Here is a 16534-nt window from a genome sequence, read left to right as displayed (position 1 = left end):
TATTTTGAGAGTATCTTTTTATAATCCCACATATACAATACACATTTGAGCAGCTACATATGTAAACCAAATCCAAAGTGGCTCATACTTCAATTTACGTCCTCCGATATCTGTCACGCCAATAATAAAATCAGAAATCACAAACAGTAAACCACCAAACGCTGGTATCCACCATATTCCTGTATTTTCATAATATAAGGCGAATGCAAAGCAAGCCATTCCTCCAACCCACAATCCGTAAATTAGAGCTCCTATCGTAAACAATTTATCCTGTTTATCATTTCGGATAAAGAAGAACCATCCTACAATTAGAAAGAGCCCATATACGAGTAAGCCAATCCAAAAACCATTCCACGAAATTCCTGTTTGCAAAAATGCTTTTACATAAAAACAATGAGCAAGAGCGAAAGTAACCATCCCACCAATTAACCTGTGACCAATTGGAATCAGCCCAGCCATAAACAAATCTCCCACAGTCGATAAAGTCATACCAAGTGCAACCCACGTACTATACTCTACAGATGGATCTTGTAACCATATCCAAATTGCACTACCTGTTAAAGAAAAACTAAGAATAAGACGGATTACTAAAGGTAACGGCATATTATCTTTCGTTCTTTTTGTCTGCCGCATTGCATAAATTGCACCAATTAAAAAAAGAAGTATTTGCCCAATTAACACCATGTAAAGTAGATTCATAACATGTTCTCCTCAATAAATGCTTTTTGTATCTTTTTTCGTTACACTTAGTCTATTATCCTTTTTCTATGAAAAAAAAGAAGAACAGTACTGTTCTTCCATTGTAATCGCTTTTCTGCTCTCTATGCTACTTGTTTTTCTTGCTCCATTTTTTGCTTAGCTGGCGTTCGATTTACCACAATAATTCCCGCGGCTACACATGCTAAACCGAGTAGCACAAATGAATGAATTGCTTCACCTAAAATCATGCTCGATAATAACACACCAAATACGGGTATAAAGAACATATACATAGATACTTTTCCAACCTTGTTGTACTTCATAATTGTATTCCAAATGCAAAAACCAGCTGCAGATAAGAAAGATAAATAAATCAGCATAAGTAGTGCATGTAGACTAAATGTAAATGGCATGACTCCAACTTGTAAAGCCCCTATACATAATAATCCTATAGAACCAAACATCATTTGGTATGCTGTCATATAGCCAACATCTAATGTTTTACTACCTTCTTTTGCTAATATGTTTCCATATGAATACAGCATTGCTGCACTAAGAAGTAATAAGCTTCCGATTCCAAAATGAAATGATAAGCTACCATCACTCGGCACATTTACTAAAATGACGCCACAAAAACCAATCGATACCCCAATTATTTTTCTTATATTGAGAGCATCATCTTTATATAAAAAATGGGCGAGTAAAATTTGAAAGAATGATGATGTCCCTGAAATGATAGCTCCTTCAATTCCTGAACTATAACTCATTCCAATGTAAAAACATATATATTGAAGAAACGTTTGGAATAAACCAATTTGTATTAACTGTTTCCCCGTTCCTTTTTTGAAGCTCATATCTTTTCCTAACACTTTAAAGAATAATAAGAGCATGACTCCAGATAACAAGAAACGATAACCGGCAAATAATATTTGTTCTCCAACTTCTTGTGGTTGAATTCCAAGTTCAGCATAACTTAACTTAATAAAAGGAAATGCGCTTCCCCATAAAAAAGTTGCTACTATTGCAGCAATAAATACGCCAATCGGATGGGTAAAAAATTTCTCTGTCTTCACTTGTTGTCTTCCTTTCCGACCTTTTTATGAACAATATTCATATATACCAAAGGAATTGCGAAAACACAAGTTTTCCGTTTATACTTGAAACAAAACCGTACCATCTCATAAAAACATATGATATACTATAGAATAATTACAACATAATAACTATTAAAAACAGATTCAACAGAAATGCTGCTATCCATTATGGATGGCAGCTTTCGTCGTTTTATAGGGGTTTCGATTTTGATTATTTTTCTCAATAAGAATTCGGAAGGAGCGAGTAGTAATGAACTCAGAAGTAAAAACGTTACACGCAAAAGAAACAATTTCTCATCCCTCTTTATGGGACACATTAAAAAAACATTATGAACTTGTATTTGCAGTGGCATCTAGTATTTTTATTTTAGCTGGCTGGCTATTCACAAAGAACGATGCAATGAATGTAGGTATTACTTGCTATATCCTTGCTTATATAGTTGGTGGATATGCAAAAGCTAAAGAAGGCATTGAAGATACGATTGAAGAAAAAGAGCTAAATGTTGAAATGCTAATGCTCTTTGCAGCTATCGGTGCTGCAATTATTGGCTACTGGGCAGAAGGGGCTATTTTAATCTTCATCTTTGCGCTCAGCGGTGCTATGGAATCTTATACATTAAGTAAGAGCCAAAAAGAAATTTCCGCTCTTCTTGACTTACAACCCGAAGAAGCATTACGCATTTCCAACGGAACAGAGGAACGTATTCCTGTTGGAGAGTTACAAATTAACGACATTATTTTAATTAAACCAGGTGAACGTGTTCCTGCTGACGGTACGATTCATAACGGTGAAACAAATATCGATGAAGCAGCAATCACGGGAGAACCTATTCCAAATGAGAAAAGATATGGCGATGAAGTATTTGCAGGTACTGTAAATTTACGTGGTGCTATCGAAGTTAAAATTACGAAGCCGAGCGATCAAACATTATTCCAAAAGATTATCCGTCTCGTACAAAGTGCACAAAGTGAAAAATCACCATCACAACTATTCATCGAAAAGTTTGAAGGAACATACGTAAAAGGTGTACTACTCGTTGTTGCGCTTATGATGTTCGTTCCTCATTTCTTACTTGACTGGAGCTGGAATGAAACGTTTTATCGCGCTATGATCTTACTTGTAGTCGCATCTCCTTGTGCACTCGTTGCTGCCATTACACCAGCAACGTTATCAGCCATTTCTAACGGAGCAAGAAATGGGATTCTCTTTAAAGGTGGCATACATTTAGAACGTCTCGCTTCAGTAAAAGCAATCGCCTTTGATAAAACAGGAACATTAACAGAAGGAAAACCTACCGTAACAGATATATATGTTCGAGAAAATATGACAGAAAAAGAAGTGCTTTCTATTACAGCATCAATTGAAAGTCACTCTACACATCCTTTGGCTGAATCTATTGTTAAATATGCACAACATGCGTACGACATTACATTAAAAAAACCAGAAAAGGTTGAAGATGTAACTGGTTTTGGGCTAAAAGGAATATTCGAAAACAACGCTTATAAAATAGGTAAAGCTGATTTTATCGGTGAAGAAACAAAAACATTTCATAATGGTATTTCTGCCTCACTTGAAAAGGAAGGTAAAACTGTCGTTTATATTAGTGATGAGGGAGGCATTCTTGGACTTATCGCTTTAAAAGATACGCTTCGCCAAGAAACAATAGCTGCTATTCGTGATTTACAAAGCATTGGTGTCGAAGCAATTATGATTACTGGAGATAATGAAGAAACGGCAAAAGCAATTGCCTCTGAAAGTAATATAAAGGAATATTACGCATCATGCTTACCAGAAACAAAAGTTGAAACGATTAAAAAGTTAAAAGAAAAATACGGTACAGTAGCAATGGTTGGAGACGGTATAAATGATGCACCTGCCCTAGCTACTGCTAGCATTGGTGTCGCAATGGGAGAAGGAACAGATGTAGCTTTAGAAACTGCAGATGTTGTACTGATGAAGAACGAACTATCTCGCCTTTCCCAAGCAATTCGTTTATCAAAACGAATGAACCGCATTGTGAAGCAAAACGTAATCTTTTCGCTAGCCGTTATTGCCATGCTAATTTGTTCAAACTTCTTGCAATTTTTAGCTCTTCCATTCGGTGTTATTGGTCATGAAGGAAGTACGATTCTTGTCATTTTGAATGGCTTACGATTACTAAAAGGAAGCAAATAAAACGGGTCCCTCATAGAGGACCCGTTTTTTTTAGTGATAGCTATTATGACCGTTCGCACTGCTACTCGTTTTATGCTTTGGATGCGAACTGCTCTTTTGTTTATTATTACTTTTATTATTATGGTTCTTTTTATTATTACTCATGAAATATCCCCCCTGTTCCTTTTTATTATGGAACAAGAACTCATTATTCATTACGGGAATTATTGTCACCGGTTCTATAATGGTGGAGTAAACCATTAATTTCACCGCCAAGTAAAATTACCCATCCAGTTAAATAAAACCATAACATTAAAATAATGATACCACCGAGACCACCATATGTATTGGCGTAATTCGCAAACTTATCTACATAATAAGCAAATGAGTAAGACACCACAATCCATCCTACAGTAGCAAATAACGCCCCTGAAATAACTTCTCTTCTTTTTAACTTTCGATCTGGTGCAAATGTATATAAGAAACTAAACAAAGCAAATAGTACGAAGAAACTCGCTACTAATCGTGTAATGCTCCATACGAAAGAAAAACTATCTGATAAACCGAGTGCTTTAAACACTGCTGCTCCAATAACTTGTCCGAATACCGGAACAATTAACGCAAAGACAATCATAAAAATAATAGCTAATGTAAACACAATTGATAACGCTCTTGTTGTAATAAAAGAACGTGTTTCCTTTACGTCATAAGCGCGGTTAAAAGCATTCATAACCGCATTAACACCATTTGAGGCAAACCATAACATGGATAATAAACCAAATGATAATAAACCACCATTTTGCTGGTTTACAACTTTATCTACATTTACCTCAATTAAGTTCATTGCATCATCTGGTACATAAACCTCTAATAAACTAAGCACATCCTCTGTTTGAATGGGAATAAATCCAAGAAGCGTAATTAAGAAAACGAGCCCAGGAAAAATTGCAAGCAAGAAGAAATAAGCGAGCTGTGCTGCCAAGCCCGCTACATCATCGCGCATCGTCCGGTCATATAAATCTTTACCAAACGAATAAGTACGATTTCTTCTCACCTTTTCTAAAATTTTTCTCATATATGTTTAAACGCTTTTCTTCTCTTCTTTATCTTGCTTTAACTCAATGTACGCTTCAGTTTTTTTTTCCACTGCATTTGAGTCTTTCATAAATAATTCACGCGCTTCTTTCATACCACCATCTTCAGCAACTATTGGCTCTTCTTCTACTTTCAACTCATCTACCTTTGGAGATACAGCTTGAATTTCAATCGTTTCTGGCTTTTCTTCTGGCTCAACTTTTTTCTTACTAAAAATTTCTTTCGTTTCTTTTAACGTCTCTACAACAGATGGCGTTAATTTTTTAATTTCTGCTACTTTCGCTTTTACCACATTGAAATCTGCAAGTTCGCGTCCTTTATCTGTAACAGTTTGCACTTTTTCTTTGATCTTTGCATTTTCACCAATTTCAATCATCTTTGTTTTTGCTTTTTCTGCTGTATTTTTTACTTTTTCACGGTTTTCTTTCTTTAACATGGATACAGCTACACCTGCCGCTACACCAATCGCAATGTTTCGAGCAATATTATTTTTCTTTGCCATATTCCTTCACCCTTTCATTTCTTATGTTAGAAAGTATTTCTTTCTAAGCTTCCTCATATTCCTTGTTCATTTCGAATGAAAGCTAATAGCTTTGCACACCCTTCTGTTACAAGGTCATATACTTCTTGGAAATTCCCTGTATAGTAAGGGTCAGGAACGTCTGTCCAGCCACCGTCTGGAACAAAGTCGGACAGCCTACCAATATAGCCTCCAGTTTTACCTAAACTTTTTAAATCTGCTATATTCTTGTTGTCCATGGCAATAATATAATCAAACTTTGTTAAGTCTTCTTTTTCTACTTGCCTTGCTTTAATTCCTTCAAAAGTGACTGCATTTTCTTTTAAAATTTTTTGTGTTCCTTTATGTGGCGGATGACCAACATGCCAATCTCCAGTTCCTGCAGAATCAATGACAATTTTCTCTTCAAGTCCCTCTTTTACGACAAGATTTCGAAAAATCGCTTCTGCCATCGGAGAACGGCAAATGTTTCCAAGACAAACAAACAATACTTGAACCATGTTTTTGTTTCTTCCCTTCTTGGTGCATTTCTTCATATATACTTATAGTATAAACAACCAATTATGAAATATAAAGGAAATCCCTACTAATTTAATAGGATTGAAAAGATCCATTAACGAAAATGATAAAAAATGTTAAGATAGCCTTATGTTATTTTAAAGGGGGACACTTCGGTGGATTTATCCGTAAAGTCAGAAGAAAACGTTGAATACATGGTCGAAGCTATTAAAGAAAAATTACGTATGGTTAATGCTGGAGCGATGAGAGCTGCTAGTTTTAACGAAGAAATGTACGAAGATTTACGTGACATTTATGATCATGTTATGAAACGTGAAACATTCAGCATTAGTGAAATGCAAGCTATTACAGAAGAATTAGGTACATTAATTAAAAAGTAAAAAAGCCTCTCTTATTATGAGGCTCTTTTTTATTTCCAACAAATTCATGACAACTCTTCTCTTTCCCTCAACCAACTGTAAAATATTGTACAATAGAAGTAGAACCTCACCTTAGATTTTTTCTCCATACATACTACTCACAAATAATAGCAACACTACCATTGCTAACTGTTTTTACTGGAGGTGCTTACTTATGAGCAATTGGTACAGTAAGACGAAAGATCAAACATTGATTGACCTAGAAACAAACGAACAAAACGGTTTAACAGATGAGATTGTAAGTGAACGTTTAAAGCAATACGGTTCTAATGAATTAGCTACAAAACAAAAACGCACTTTATGGCAGCGTATTTTCGCCCAAATTAATGACGTCCTCGTATATGTCCTTATTATTGCTGCCCTTATTTCTGCCTTTGTAGGTGAATGGGCGGATGCCAGTATTATCGCGCTTGTTGTAGTTTTAAATGCTGTTATCGGTGTTGTCCAAGAATCGAAAGCAGAACAAGCTTTAGAGGCATTGAAAAAGATGGCAACACCTAAAGCTATCGTCAAGAGAAATGGTGAACTAAAAGAAATTCCATCTGAGCACGTCGTTCCAGGGGATATCGTTATGCTCGACGCCGGACGATATATCCCATGCGATTTACGCCTTATTGAAACCGCAAATTTAAAAGTTGAAGAATCTGCTCTAACTGGTGAATCTGTCCCTGTTGATAAAGATGCAATCTACCACCCTTCCATGCAACGTGATGAGCAAGTACCACTCGGCGATCAAAAAAACATGGCCTTTATGTCTACTCTTGTTACATATGGACGAGGCGTCGGTGTTGCTGTTGAAACTGGAATGAACTCACAAATTGGTAAGATTGCTACCTTGTTACATGAAGCTGACGATGATATGACACCACTTCAAAAAAGCTTAGCACAAGTCGGAAAGTATTTAGGCTTTGTTGCTGTAGCTATTTGTATCGTGATGTTTCTCATAGGCTTTTTACAAGGACGAGATACACTAGAAATGTTTATGACTGCAATTAGTTTAGCCGTTGCAGCTATTCCAGAAGGTTTGCCAGCTATCGTTTCCATCGTTCTTGCAATTGGTGTGCAACGTATGATTAAACAAAACGTTATCATTCGGAAACTACCAGCTGTTGAAGCCCTCGGTTCTGTCACAATTATTTGTTCAGATAAAACAGGTACGTTAACGCAAAATAAAATGACCGTTACTCACTTTTATAGTGATAACACATACGATCGCTTAGAAAGTTTAAATGTAAATAATGATGCGCAACGTCTATTGTTAGAAAATATGGTGCTATGTAATGATGCGTCTTACAATAACGAATCACAAACGGGAGACCCGACTGAAATTGCTCTTCTCGTTGCCGGAACCACCTTTAATATGCAAAAAGATCATTTAGAAAAAATACATGAACGTGTAAATGAGCTGCCTTTCGATTCAGATCGTAAAATGATGTCAACCGTGCATACATATGATGAAAGCTACTATAGCATGACGAAAGGTGCTATCGATAAACTCTTACCTCGATGTACCCACATATTTAAAAACGGTAAAATCGAGGTTCTAACAGATGCTGATAAAGATCAAATATTAGAAGCCGCTGGGTCAATGTCTCAAGAAGCTTTAAGAGTACTTTCATTCGCATTTAAACAATACGATTCAAACGATGTGGATATAAATCATCTTGAAAAAAATCTTATCTTTATTGGTCTTGTCGGTATGATTGATCCACCACGAACTGAAGTGAAAGATTCAATTAAAGAATGTAAAAAAGCCGGTATTCGCACAGTTATGATTACTGGTGACCATAAAGATACCGCCTTTGCAATTGCCAAAGAACTTGGCATTGCTGAAGAAATATCGGAAATTATGATTGGAACTGAATTAGATAACATTTCTGATACAGAACTAGCTAGCAAAATTAATCATTTAAATGTATTCGCTAGAGTCTCTCCAGAGCATAAAGTGAAAATTGTAAAGGCATTACGCGCGAAAGGAAATATCGTTTCTATGACTGGTGATGGTGTCAATGATGCACCATCTTTAAAGCAAGCTGATGTTGGCGTTGCGATGGGCATTACAGGAACAGACGTTGCAAAAGGGGCAGCAGACGTCGTGTTAACAGATGATAATTTCTCATCTATTGTGAAAGCCGTTGAAGAAGGTAGAAATATTTATCGTAACATAAAAAAATCAATTCTCTTCCTACTCTCTTGTAACTTCGGAGAAATTATCGCTTTATTTTTAGCGATTTTACTCGGCTGGGCAACACCACTACGACCTATTCATATTTTGTGGGTGAATTTAATTACAGATACACTGCCTGCATTATCACTTGGGGTTGATCCTGAAGATCCAGATGTGATGAAGGAAAAACCACGACATGCGAAAGAAAGCTTATTTAGTGGCAGCGTTCCTTTCCTGATTTTCAATGGAGTTATCATTGGACTTTTAACTCTAATAGCTTTTATCGTCGGAGCAAAATTCTATACTGGAGATACAAATTTATTTCCTCTTTTCCCAGAGCGAATTGATGACGATGCTCTATTACACGCTCAAACGATGGCATTTGTCGTTCTTAGTTTTTCTCAGCTCGTTCATTCATTTAACTTGCGTTCAATAACGAAATCAATTTTTTCAATTGGGATCTTTACAAATAAATATTTAGTTTTCTCCCTTCTTATCGGTGTTCTTATGCAAGTTTGTATCATCTCCATCCCGCCCCTTGCAAATATATTCGGTGTACATGCATTAACGATGCGAGATTGGGGATTTGTTCTCTTATTAAGTATCATTCCACTTATTCTGAATGAGATTATTAAATTAGTGAAGAGAAACTAAAAGGCAATGAGGAATAGTCCTCATTGCCTTTTCATTTATCCTACTATTTTCCGTGCAGTAAAACTCCCACCTCAAAATTCAGTTTGAGCAAAGAAGTTAGGTGATGGATTAACTGCCCATAAATGTCCAATTGGTGAAGGCTAATAATCGGTGGGGATGAACAAAACCCCACTGATTAAAGTTTCACTTTATCCTTGTAATTCTTTTTTGATATTCTCTGTTAATGTAGCCATACGCTTGCGGCTTTCTTCACGCTCACGTTTATTTTGTTCTTCAATTTGTTGTGTTTCTTGCATACCTCTTGAAATAATGTTCCAAGTTTCCTCAAGTGTTTCCATCTTAATACTAGAAGAACCTGATAATCTCGCTACTTCTACACTTTGCGTTGCGATATTTTGTGCATTTTTCTTAAGTAATTCATTTGTACGGCGATCCAGTTCAGCCATAGAATCTGCAACAAGCTTTTGGCGCTTGGCATTTACCGCTTGAATGATACCATTTTTAAAGATAGGAATCGTTGTAATAAATGCTGTATTGATTTTACCAATTAATTTATTATTACCACGTTGAATCATACGAATTTGTGGTGCTGTAAGTAACGCAACCATACGTGCTTTTTCTAAATCGTCAATACGCTGTTCTAAAATTTCAACAGAGTTTTTAAGCGACTCTAATTCAATACCTGCTAATTGATCATTATTACGTACACGCTCTTCATACATCGGAACTAACTCTGTATTTAAACGCTCTAATAACATTTCTCCTGCTACTACGTACTTCTCTAAGTCTAAATAATATTTTAAGTTTTGCTCATACAAGCCATCTAACGTACCAATTGATTTTTTCATCTCATCTTGGTACTTCGTAATTTCCACATAAACTTTATCAATTTCGCGGCCCATCGTTTGATATTTACTAAAGATTTGTTCTATCATTTTATCTGCTTTTTTGAACATACGTGAGAAGAAACCACTTTTTTCTTCCGCAAAGTCTTTACTATCAAATCGGTCCATAATTTTACCAAGCTGTTTTAATAATTCACCAGAATCTTCTATCTTTGATAATGACATTGTATGTAAAATTTGATCAGCAAAACGTGAAATTTCCATAGAAGGTTCTTTTCCAAGTTCAATTAATTCTAATTGATCTTTAATATCTACCGCATTATAAATACGTTGTACATCCGCATCTTGTCTAAGTTGTAAGCGAACATCTTGTGCTGTTTGTTCATTTAATTCTGTTTTCGGATCTAGTACGACTGGGTTATTCATATGGTATTCTCCCTTTCCTTATAAAAATGGACGAAATAGTCCTTTTATTGTTTGTGATAAATTTTTATAGGCTGATGAACCATGAAACTCAAGATCGAAATTAACCTCTTCAAGCCAATGTGAATCAAATGCCCCCGCTTCAATATACGGTTCAATATCGTTTCTTCCCGTTGGATTGAAATGGAATACATCTACTCCAATTTGATTCAAAAATAGTAATAAAACAGCGTCAGAACGAGTTAATTCTCCGCTCTTCTCATTATTAAATATAACAATTTTCGGTACATCTTGTGAATAATCAAATTTCTCAAGCTGTTCTAAAATATTCGGTGGTATTTGAGAAAGTTGTGCGAAAACATATAGCGCTACATCTTGTTTCGTCTCTTTCGCAATTGGTTTGCACATTTCACTTTCGCACGTATGGATAATCGCCTCTGCAATCCCATGCTGTAAACCTTCCGGTAAACGCTTATGCGGCCACCAATGGCTATTCATAATTAGATCAGGATGCAATTTTCCAGCTCGGTCCAATGCATCTCGATAATGATATTGGAAGTTTGCTTTTTGCTCTTTCGTAAACGGGAATGTATTAATTAATAAACTGTTATCAAATGATGTAACAGCCTTTAATCGTTGAAAATATTCTTTATCATTCTTTGAAACGCCTGATATTTTCGCAAATAAAGAAGGAATATAAATATGTTTATTTTCAACAAAGAATGTTGGGCGTACAAATGCCTTTTCTTTCGTAATTAAAAAGAGTTCATCATATGTCGTTTTTAACGTACGAGCTACAGGCGTATAGGAACGGAATTGCCACGGCTTGTACAGCAGTGAATTATCGTGGTGAAGTACTTGTTCAATTTCTTTCGAAGCTTGATACGCTACTGTTGCAACACGCTCACGGCGACGATCAGGGAATGGTTCAAGCGAAATGCGACTTGAATGAGATACAACAAAAGTTCTTCCCTCTTCATCAATATTTTCAAATCCATCTTTTCCTTCTGGGTGATAATAAAGCACATCACAACCGAGCATAATAAGAAAGTATAAGAAATATATACGGCTTTCCTGTGCATCACCGTACCAAATGATACGCGGCATTTGTTTCTTATAATTAATCGTAGAGAACCACTTCGCTACGTAATTTTCGCTTAGTTTAATTATGTCGATTAAGAAACGACGGAAGCCTTCTGTCTTTAACGACTGATTATGTTGCTTCTCATATAATTTCAATAGTGAAATAAACGTCGTATGTATGTAATGCTGTAAATCAGGATTTTCTACTTTCGGTAAAAGTTGTTTCCCAGATAAGTGTGCAACTAGCCTATTTACTGTCAGACCATTTGGTGCTTCTTGATGTAATCCGAACACTTCTTGAATATGACGAAGCTTTTCCGAATCAATCACTTTGTTTAAATTTTGTTCGTGTAAAACTTCGATTCCTTTCGCTTCACTATAATCAAACAGTTCATTAAAATATTCATCTACATCATTAGGAACGCCAAGGATTCGACATGCTATATAACTAAATTTCATCTCATTCTCTGTCAGCTCATATTGTGGGCGTTTTTCTAAAAGCGTTTCAAATTGCTTTAAATCTGATTCATCTTTTAATGCATATGGTTGAAGTGTAAAACGTGAAAACACAACAGTTCACCTCCAAAAACATTTACGTTTTTTCTAAGTCCTTCTTCTATTATAAACTATTTTTGGTTATAAAAAATGGGCGCTCGCAAAACGAGCAAACCCATTTCAATTATTTATTGTCTTCTTTAGTAGCTGCAACTTCTTCTCTAGCTTGTCCAGAATTCTTCATGTAGTGAAGTATAAATGTTGCTCCAAATGCTACAACTAAAATAATAAAGAATAGTGTATGACTAATCTCAATCTCGATTAAAGACAGTAACATTTTTGCTGCAATAATTAAGATTAAAATGTATGCTGTCGTTTCAAGCTCTGGAATACGCTCTAACAATTTTAAGAATACACCAGCAATACCACGCATCATTAAAATACCTAGCATTCCGCCTAATAGTAAAATCCAAACTTCATTAGATACACCAAATGCAGCAAGTACGCTATCTACAGAGAATGCGATATCCATTAATTCAACCATCGCAACTGTTCCCCAGAAGACACCAAACATTCTAAAGAGAATACTATTTTGATTCATACCGTGAGCTTCGTCTTCTTCACTTGCACCTTTACGCTTATCAATAAAGTATTTTACTGATAACCAAGCAAGGTAAAGTGCACCAAGAAGTTTTACCCACCATAATTTAATTAAGAACATTCCGATTCCAATCGCAATAAAGCGGAACACATAAGCTCCAATAAGTCCATAGAATAATGCTTTTTTACGTTTTTCTTCCGGAAGATGTTTTACCATTACCGCTAACACAAGTGCGTTATCAGCAGATAATAATCCTTCAAGTACAACAAGTGTACCAATTAATCCCCAAGATACTGGATCCTGCAACACTTTAATCCACATGTCCAAGTCGAAAAACTGAGCATACGTATCAAGGATTCCTTGCAAAATACTCATCTTACCTTTATCCCCTATTCTTTGCTAGATTTATAGAAAGGTCAAAAAAAGGAAACGAATATCGTTTCCTTTCTATGCATCCAAGCCATACGCTCTTACAAGCGCACCTAAACCACCTTGGAATCCACTTCCTACTGCATTAAACTTCCACTGTCCATTATGACGGTATAATTCACAAAAGACAACTGCTGTTTCGATGGAGAAATCTTCCCCTAAATCAAAACGAAGAACTTCTTCACTCGTTTCTTCATTCGCTAAACGAACAAACGCATTTCCTACTTGCCCAAAGTTTTGACTACGGCCTTCTGCATCATAAATCGTAACTGTAATAGCAATTCTGTGCACATCTGCTGGAACTTTCTTCAAATCCACAACAAGTTGCTCATCGTCACCTTCACCTTCACCTGTACGGTTATCTCCTGTATGTAAAACAGATCCACAAGGAGACTGTAAATTATTATAGAAGATAAAATCAGTTTCCTTCGCACATTTTCCGTTTGCATCTAATAAAAAGGCAGATGCATCTAAATCGAAATCGGCTCCGCCGTCATAAGATTTAATATCCCATCCAAGACCAATTACTGCTTTTGTTAAACCAGGGCTTGTCTTACCTAAATCGATTTTCTGGCCTTTTTGTAATTGAATAACCATCTATATTCACCTCTATATTTTTATCTTTAAAAATATATCCATCAGTAAACATACATTTCACCGATGGATATATAAATCAAATCTATTACTCTACATCTAAACCAAAGTTATTACATAGAGACGCTAATCCACCTTGGAATCCACTTCCGATTGCATTGAATTTCCAATCACCTGCATGACGATATAATTCACCTACTACTACGGCTGTTTCAATAGAGAAATCTTCTCCTAAATCGTAACGAATTAATTCTGCATTCTTTTCTTCATCAAGAATACGTACGAAAGAATTAGAAACTTGTCCGAAGTTTTGGCTACGGCCTTCTCCATCATAAATTGTAATTGTGAAACAAATACGTTCGATGTGAGCAGGAACATTTTTCAAATCTACTTTAATCGCTTCGTCATCGCCTTCACCTTCACCAGTGCGGTTATCTCCTAAATGCTCTACAGCACCATTCGCACCTTTTGGATTATTATAGAAAACGAAATCTTCAGCTCCTGAAACTTTACCATTCGCGCCTACTAAGAAAATACTAACATCTAAGTCGAAATCGTTTTGTCCGTCATAACGATTCGTGTCCCAACCAAGTCCTACAAGAACTTTCGAAAGACCTGGATTCGTTTTTGTTAAGTCTACCTTTTGTCCCTTTTTCAATGAAATTGATGCCATATACAATTCCTCCTCGGTTATTTTATTGATAACGTGATACAATCTCACTTAAGTTTTTATCTTGCGTGCCTTCTCCAACTGCTGAAAACTTCCATTCACTTCCGTGACGATACATTTCACCTGCAATTAGAGTTGTTTTGCCAGCATAATTATCCGATAAATTATAGCGTGCTAATTCTTCACCAGTTTGCGGGTTTTGAATACGAATATATGCATTACGAATCATCCCGAAATCTTGACGACGATTTACACAGTCATAAATATTTACAACGAATACTAAACGATTAATACGGCTTGGAACTTTATGTAATTCTACGAAAATTGTTTCGTCATCACCAGCGCCTTCACCTGTTAAATTATCTCCTGAATGAATAATACTACCACAAGTAGAAAGTTTATTTCCGAAGTAAACTAAATCATTTTTGTTTAAAAAACGATCTCCTTCTAACATAACAACAGATGCATCACAATCTACATTTGGTTTACTTCCAAATAATGAAGACAGAAATCCACCTGATTGCCCAATTGGATCCCAGCCTAAGCCAACCTGTAGTTTTGCTACTTTTGGTTGTCCTTTCGTTAAATCGATCTTTTGACCTTTTTCTAAAATAATAGGCATGAAGTTTCTCCCTTTCTACAAAGCATTTTCCGAATCGGAAAATATTGTATTCTTCTCTTATATTGTAGCATTATTTACCTAGCGATAAAAAGGATAAATTCTCAGTTATATGAAAACATTCATATAATTTACTTATGATGATGTAAGAAGTGGTAAATAGCACCAATCATTCCTGCACAATTACCGTTTTGCGCAAGTTCAATCTCACAATTATTATAAATCTCTTGATTTAAGTATTTACTGACCTCTTCTTTTACTTCTTTTAAAAACTCATTTCCTCTATCGGTAATTCCTCCACCAATAATAATCGTTTCTGGATTAAAAATATAAGCAAGATTACTAATTCCGATTGCCAAATGTTTAAAGAAAATCCCAACTGCTTGAGCAACTTCCCGATCTCCTTTATCATACAACTCGAAAATTCTTTTCCCATTCCACTTGCCTTTGCCTTTATATTTGCTTACAAGTCGAATTAATCCTGAAATCGAAGCAACCTCTTCAAACGTTTTTTCTTCTATTAACATATTCCCCCATTCACCAGCACTAAATGAATGTCCTCGGTACAATTTTCCATCTATAAAAATTGCTCCCCCAATCCCTGTTCCAAGGGTGAGCATAATAAAGTTATCTTTCTCTCTTCCACTACCATTCCACTTTTCTCCAAACGCTGCACAATTCACATCATTGTCAATCGATACTGGAACTTTTAATATCTCTTGCAATCTATCAATAATAGGAATAGTACTATATCCCGGAATATGATCCGCACCTCCCGTCACAATTCCTTTATTAATATCAACAATTCCCGCAGTGCTAATACCGATTCCGGCAATAGTATGTTCATTCATTATTTTTTTGGATACATATATAAGTTTTTGAATAATTTGTTCTCCGCCTAAATGAATTTCTGTTGCAACTGTTTGACGCTTTAATACTCTCCCTATTTCTGAAACAATACCATACTTAATTTGCGTACCGCCAATATCAAACGCTATATACTCTTTCATCTGCTGCCACTTCCTCTACCGTTATGAATGTAAATTCTCCCCCTCTACTATTTGTAGGAAATCTACATTAACTCTTTTCTGCTTTGACAAATACACCACCTTTTTCTATATATAGTTTTTTTTGCATAAAACTCTTTTTCCTAAGAAATATTACAAAGGGATGTATTTTAGATGGAACATTAATCTCTTAGGAGGAAAACCATGACGAAAATCTTCATTTTAGCATCAACACTCTCTTTATCTTTTTTTAGCGGTTTAAATATCGGTAATGCTGCAACTGAAAACTTCCAACCATTAACAAACGCTATTGTACAAAATAGCGATAATTTTGCAGAAGGAAACTCAAAGGATAATAATATACCTCCAGGAAATAACGGTTCTCAGGACGATGCTGGTTCTGGTGACAATGGTTCTGGCGGTAACGGTTCTGGTGGCAATGGTTC

General features: G+C 35.8%; 15 protein-coding genes and 1 pseudogene. 4 read left to right on the top strand and 12 right to left on the bottom strand.

Annotated features, from left to right (window positions below; translation table 11 throughout):
• Nucleotides 1–18: 18 nt before the first annotated feature.
• Together DN401_RS29350 and DN401_RS29345 are read right to left on the bottom strand one after the other, a co-directional pair.
• Nucleotides 19–699: a lysoplasmalogenase gene (locus DN401_RS29350; protein WP_098212570.1), complete on the bottom strand. Its 681-nt coding sequence runs from the start codon at nt 697–699 to the stop codon at nt 19–21.
• 122 nt (nt 700–821) lie between these two features.
• Nucleotides 822–1772, bottom strand: coding sequence for a DMT family transporter (locus DN401_RS29345; protein WP_000845696.1), 951 nt, complete (start codon nt 1770–1772; stop codon nt 822–824).
• A 271-nt stretch (nt 1773–2043) separates the two neighbouring features.
• Between DN401_RS29345 and DN401_RS29340 the strand changes: the two genes are divergently transcribed.
• Nucleotides 2044–3969 carry a heavy metal translocating P-type ATPase gene (locus DN401_RS29340; protein WP_001083759.1) on the top strand — a complete coding sequence of 642 codons (1926 nt, stop codon included), beginning with the start codon at nt 2044–2046 and terminating at the stop codon, nt 3967–3969.
• Nucleotides 3970–4156: 187 nt separating this feature from the next.
• Here DN401_RS29340 and DN401_RS29335 read toward each other — a convergent pair whose 3' ends face one another.
• Genes DN401_RS29335 through DN401_RS29325 form a run of 3 tightly spaced genes read right to left on the bottom strand, consistent with a single transcriptional unit; the run spans nt 4157 to nt 6063 of the window.
• Nucleotides 4157–5023: a YihY/virulence factor BrkB family protein gene (locus DN401_RS29335; RefSeq protein ID WP_001226536.1), complete on the bottom strand. Its 867-nt coding sequence runs from the start codon at nt 5021–5023 to the stop codon at nt 4157–4159.
• Nucleotides 5024–5029: 6 nt separating this feature from the next.
• Nucleotides 5030–5545 carry a DUF4075 domain-containing protein gene (locus DN401_RS29330; RefSeq protein ID WP_001085389.1) on the bottom strand — a complete coding sequence of 172 codons (516 nt, stop codon included), beginning with the start codon at nt 5543–5545 and terminating at the stop codon, nt 5030–5032.
• Nucleotides 5546–5598: 53 nt separating this feature from the next.
• On the bottom strand, nt 5599–6063 hold the full coding sequence (locus tag DN401_RS29325) for a low molecular weight protein-tyrosine-phosphatase (RefSeq protein WP_000250916.1): 465 nt from the start codon (nt 6061–6063) through the stop codon (nt 5599–5601).
• A 174-nt stretch (nt 6064–6237) separates the two neighbouring features.
• Between DN401_RS29325 and DN401_RS29320 the strand changes: the two genes are divergently transcribed.
• Both DN401_RS29320 and DN401_RS29315 read left to right on the top strand, forming a co-directional pair.
• The gene (locus DN401_RS29320) at nt 6238–6462 is read left to right on the top strand and encodes a DUF1128 domain-containing protein (RefSeq protein ID WP_000366196.1); all 225 of its coding nucleotides are present in this window, start codon (nt 6238–6240) and stop codon (nt 6460–6462) included.
• Nucleotides 6463–6655: 193 nt separating this feature from the next.
• Entirely contained in the window at nt 6656–9322 is a 2667-nt protein-coding gene (locus tag DN401_RS29315) for a cation-translocating P-type ATPase (protein ID WP_098212571.1), read from the top strand.
• Nucleotides 9323–9510: 188 nt separating this feature from the next.
• On the opposite strand, the gene DN401_RS29310 is transcribed toward DN401_RS29315, so the two are convergent.
• The 7 genes from DN401_RS29310 to DN401_RS29280 all read right to left on the bottom strand — a co-directional run bounded on the left by DN401_RS29310 (nt 9511) and on the right by DN401_RS29280 (nt 16091).
• Complete coding sequence (locus tag DN401_RS29310; protein ID WP_001064409.1) at nt 9511–10593, bottom strand: toxic anion resistance protein; 1083 nt, start codon at nt 10591–10593, stop codon at nt 9511–9513.
• 18 nt (nt 10594–10611) lie between these two features.
• Nucleotides 10612–12243 carry a YceG family protein gene (locus DN401_RS29305; RefSeq protein ID WP_149288120.1) on the bottom strand — a complete coding sequence of 544 codons (1632 nt, stop codon included), beginning with the start codon at nt 12241–12243 and terminating at the stop codon, nt 10612–10614.
• 109 nt (nt 12244–12352) lie between these two features.
• Nucleotides 12353–13144 (bottom strand): TerC family protein, encoded by a 792-nt coding sequence (locus DN401_RS29300; RefSeq protein ID WP_000025704.1) that lies wholly within the window; start codon nt 13142–13144, stop codon nt 12353–12355.
• A 72-nt stretch (nt 13145–13216) separates the two neighbouring features.
• Nucleotides 13217–13795, bottom strand: coding sequence for a TerD family protein (locus tag DN401_RS29295; RefSeq protein ID WP_000236641.1), 579 nt, complete (start codon nt 13793–13795; stop codon nt 13217–13219).
• A gap of 85 nt (nt 13796–13880) precedes the next feature.
• A complete protein-coding gene (locus DN401_RS29290; RefSeq protein ID WP_000146726.1) occupies nt 13881–14465 on the bottom strand; it encodes a TerD family protein in 585 nt (194 codons plus the stop codon).
• Between the two features lie 22 nt (nt 14466–14487).
• A complete protein-coding gene (locus tag DN401_RS29285) occupies nt 14488–15084 on the bottom strand; it encodes a TerD family protein (protein ID WP_001121586.1) in 597 nt (198 codons plus the stop codon).
• Nucleotides 15085–15212: 128 nt separating this feature from the next.
• Nucleotides 15213–16091 (bottom strand): ROK family protein, encoded by an 879-nt coding sequence (locus tag DN401_RS29280; protein WP_000666116.1) that lies wholly within the window; start codon nt 16089–16091, stop codon nt 15213–15215.
• Nucleotides 16092–16292: 201 nt separating this feature from the next.
• Here DN401_RS29280 and DN401_RS29275 point away from each other — a divergent pair.
• Nucleotides 16293–16534: pseudogene (locus DN401_RS29275) on the top strand (cell wall anchor protein); the annotation flags it as partial.

Source organism: Bacillus sp. BF2-3 (genome assembly GCF_008368795.1).
Taxonomy (GTDB): Bacteria; Bacillota; Bacilli; order Bacillales; family Bacillaceae_G; genus Bacillus_A; species Bacillus_A cereus.
The sequence above is the reverse complement of the archived record's forward strand: the minus strand, read 5'-3'. Positions and strand labels throughout refer to the sequence as shown.

Excerpts from the sequence above, each read along its gene's own strand:
- DN401_RS29325 (WP_000250916.1), bottom strand. The coding sequence starts at position 6,063 with ATGGTTCAAGTATTGTTTGTTTGTCTTGGAAACATTTGCCGTTCTCCG.
- DN401_RS29295 (WP_000236641.1), bottom strand. The coding sequence starts at position 13,795 with ATGGTTATTCAATTACAAAAAGGCCAGAAAATCGATTTAGGTAAGACA.
- DN401_RS29350 (WP_098212570.1), bottom strand. The coding sequence starts at position 699 with ATGAATCTACTTTACATGGTGTTAATTGGGCAAATACTTCTTTTTTTA.
- DN401_RS29340 (WP_001083759.1), top strand. The coding sequence starts at position 2,044 with ATGAACTCAGAAGTAAAAACGTTACACGCAAAAGAAACAATTTCTCAT.
- DN401_RS29285 (WP_001121586.1), bottom strand. The coding sequence starts at position 15,084 with ATGCCTATTATTTTAGAAAAAGGTCAAAAGATCGATTTAACGAAAGGA.
- DN401_RS29310 (WP_001064409.1), bottom strand. The coding sequence starts at position 10,593 with ATGAATAACCCAGTCGTACTAGATCCGAAAACAGAATTAAATGAACAA.
- DN401_RS29330 (WP_001085389.1), bottom strand. The coding sequence starts at position 5,545 with ATGGCAAAGAAAAATAATATTGCTCGAAACATTGCGATTGGTGTAGCG.
- DN401_RS29280 (WP_000666116.1), bottom strand. The coding sequence starts at position 16,091 with ATGAAAGAGTATATAGCGTTTGATATTGGCGGTACGCAAATTAAGTAT.
- DN401_RS29315 (WP_098212571.1), top strand. The coding sequence starts at position 6,656 with ATGAGCAATTGGTACAGTAAGACGAAAGATCAAACATTGATTGACCTA.
- DN401_RS29335 (WP_001226536.1), bottom strand. The coding sequence starts at position 5,023 with ATGAGAAAAATTTTAGAAAAGGTGAGAAGAAATCGTACTTATTCGTTT.
- DN401_RS29300 (WP_000025704.1), bottom strand. The coding sequence starts at position 13,144 with ATGAGTATTTTGCAAGGAATCCTTGATACGTATGCTCAGTTTTTCGAC.
- DN401_RS29290 (WP_000146726.1), bottom strand. The coding sequence starts at position 14,465 with ATGGCATCAATTTCATTGAAAAAGGGACAAAAGGTAGACTTAACAAAA.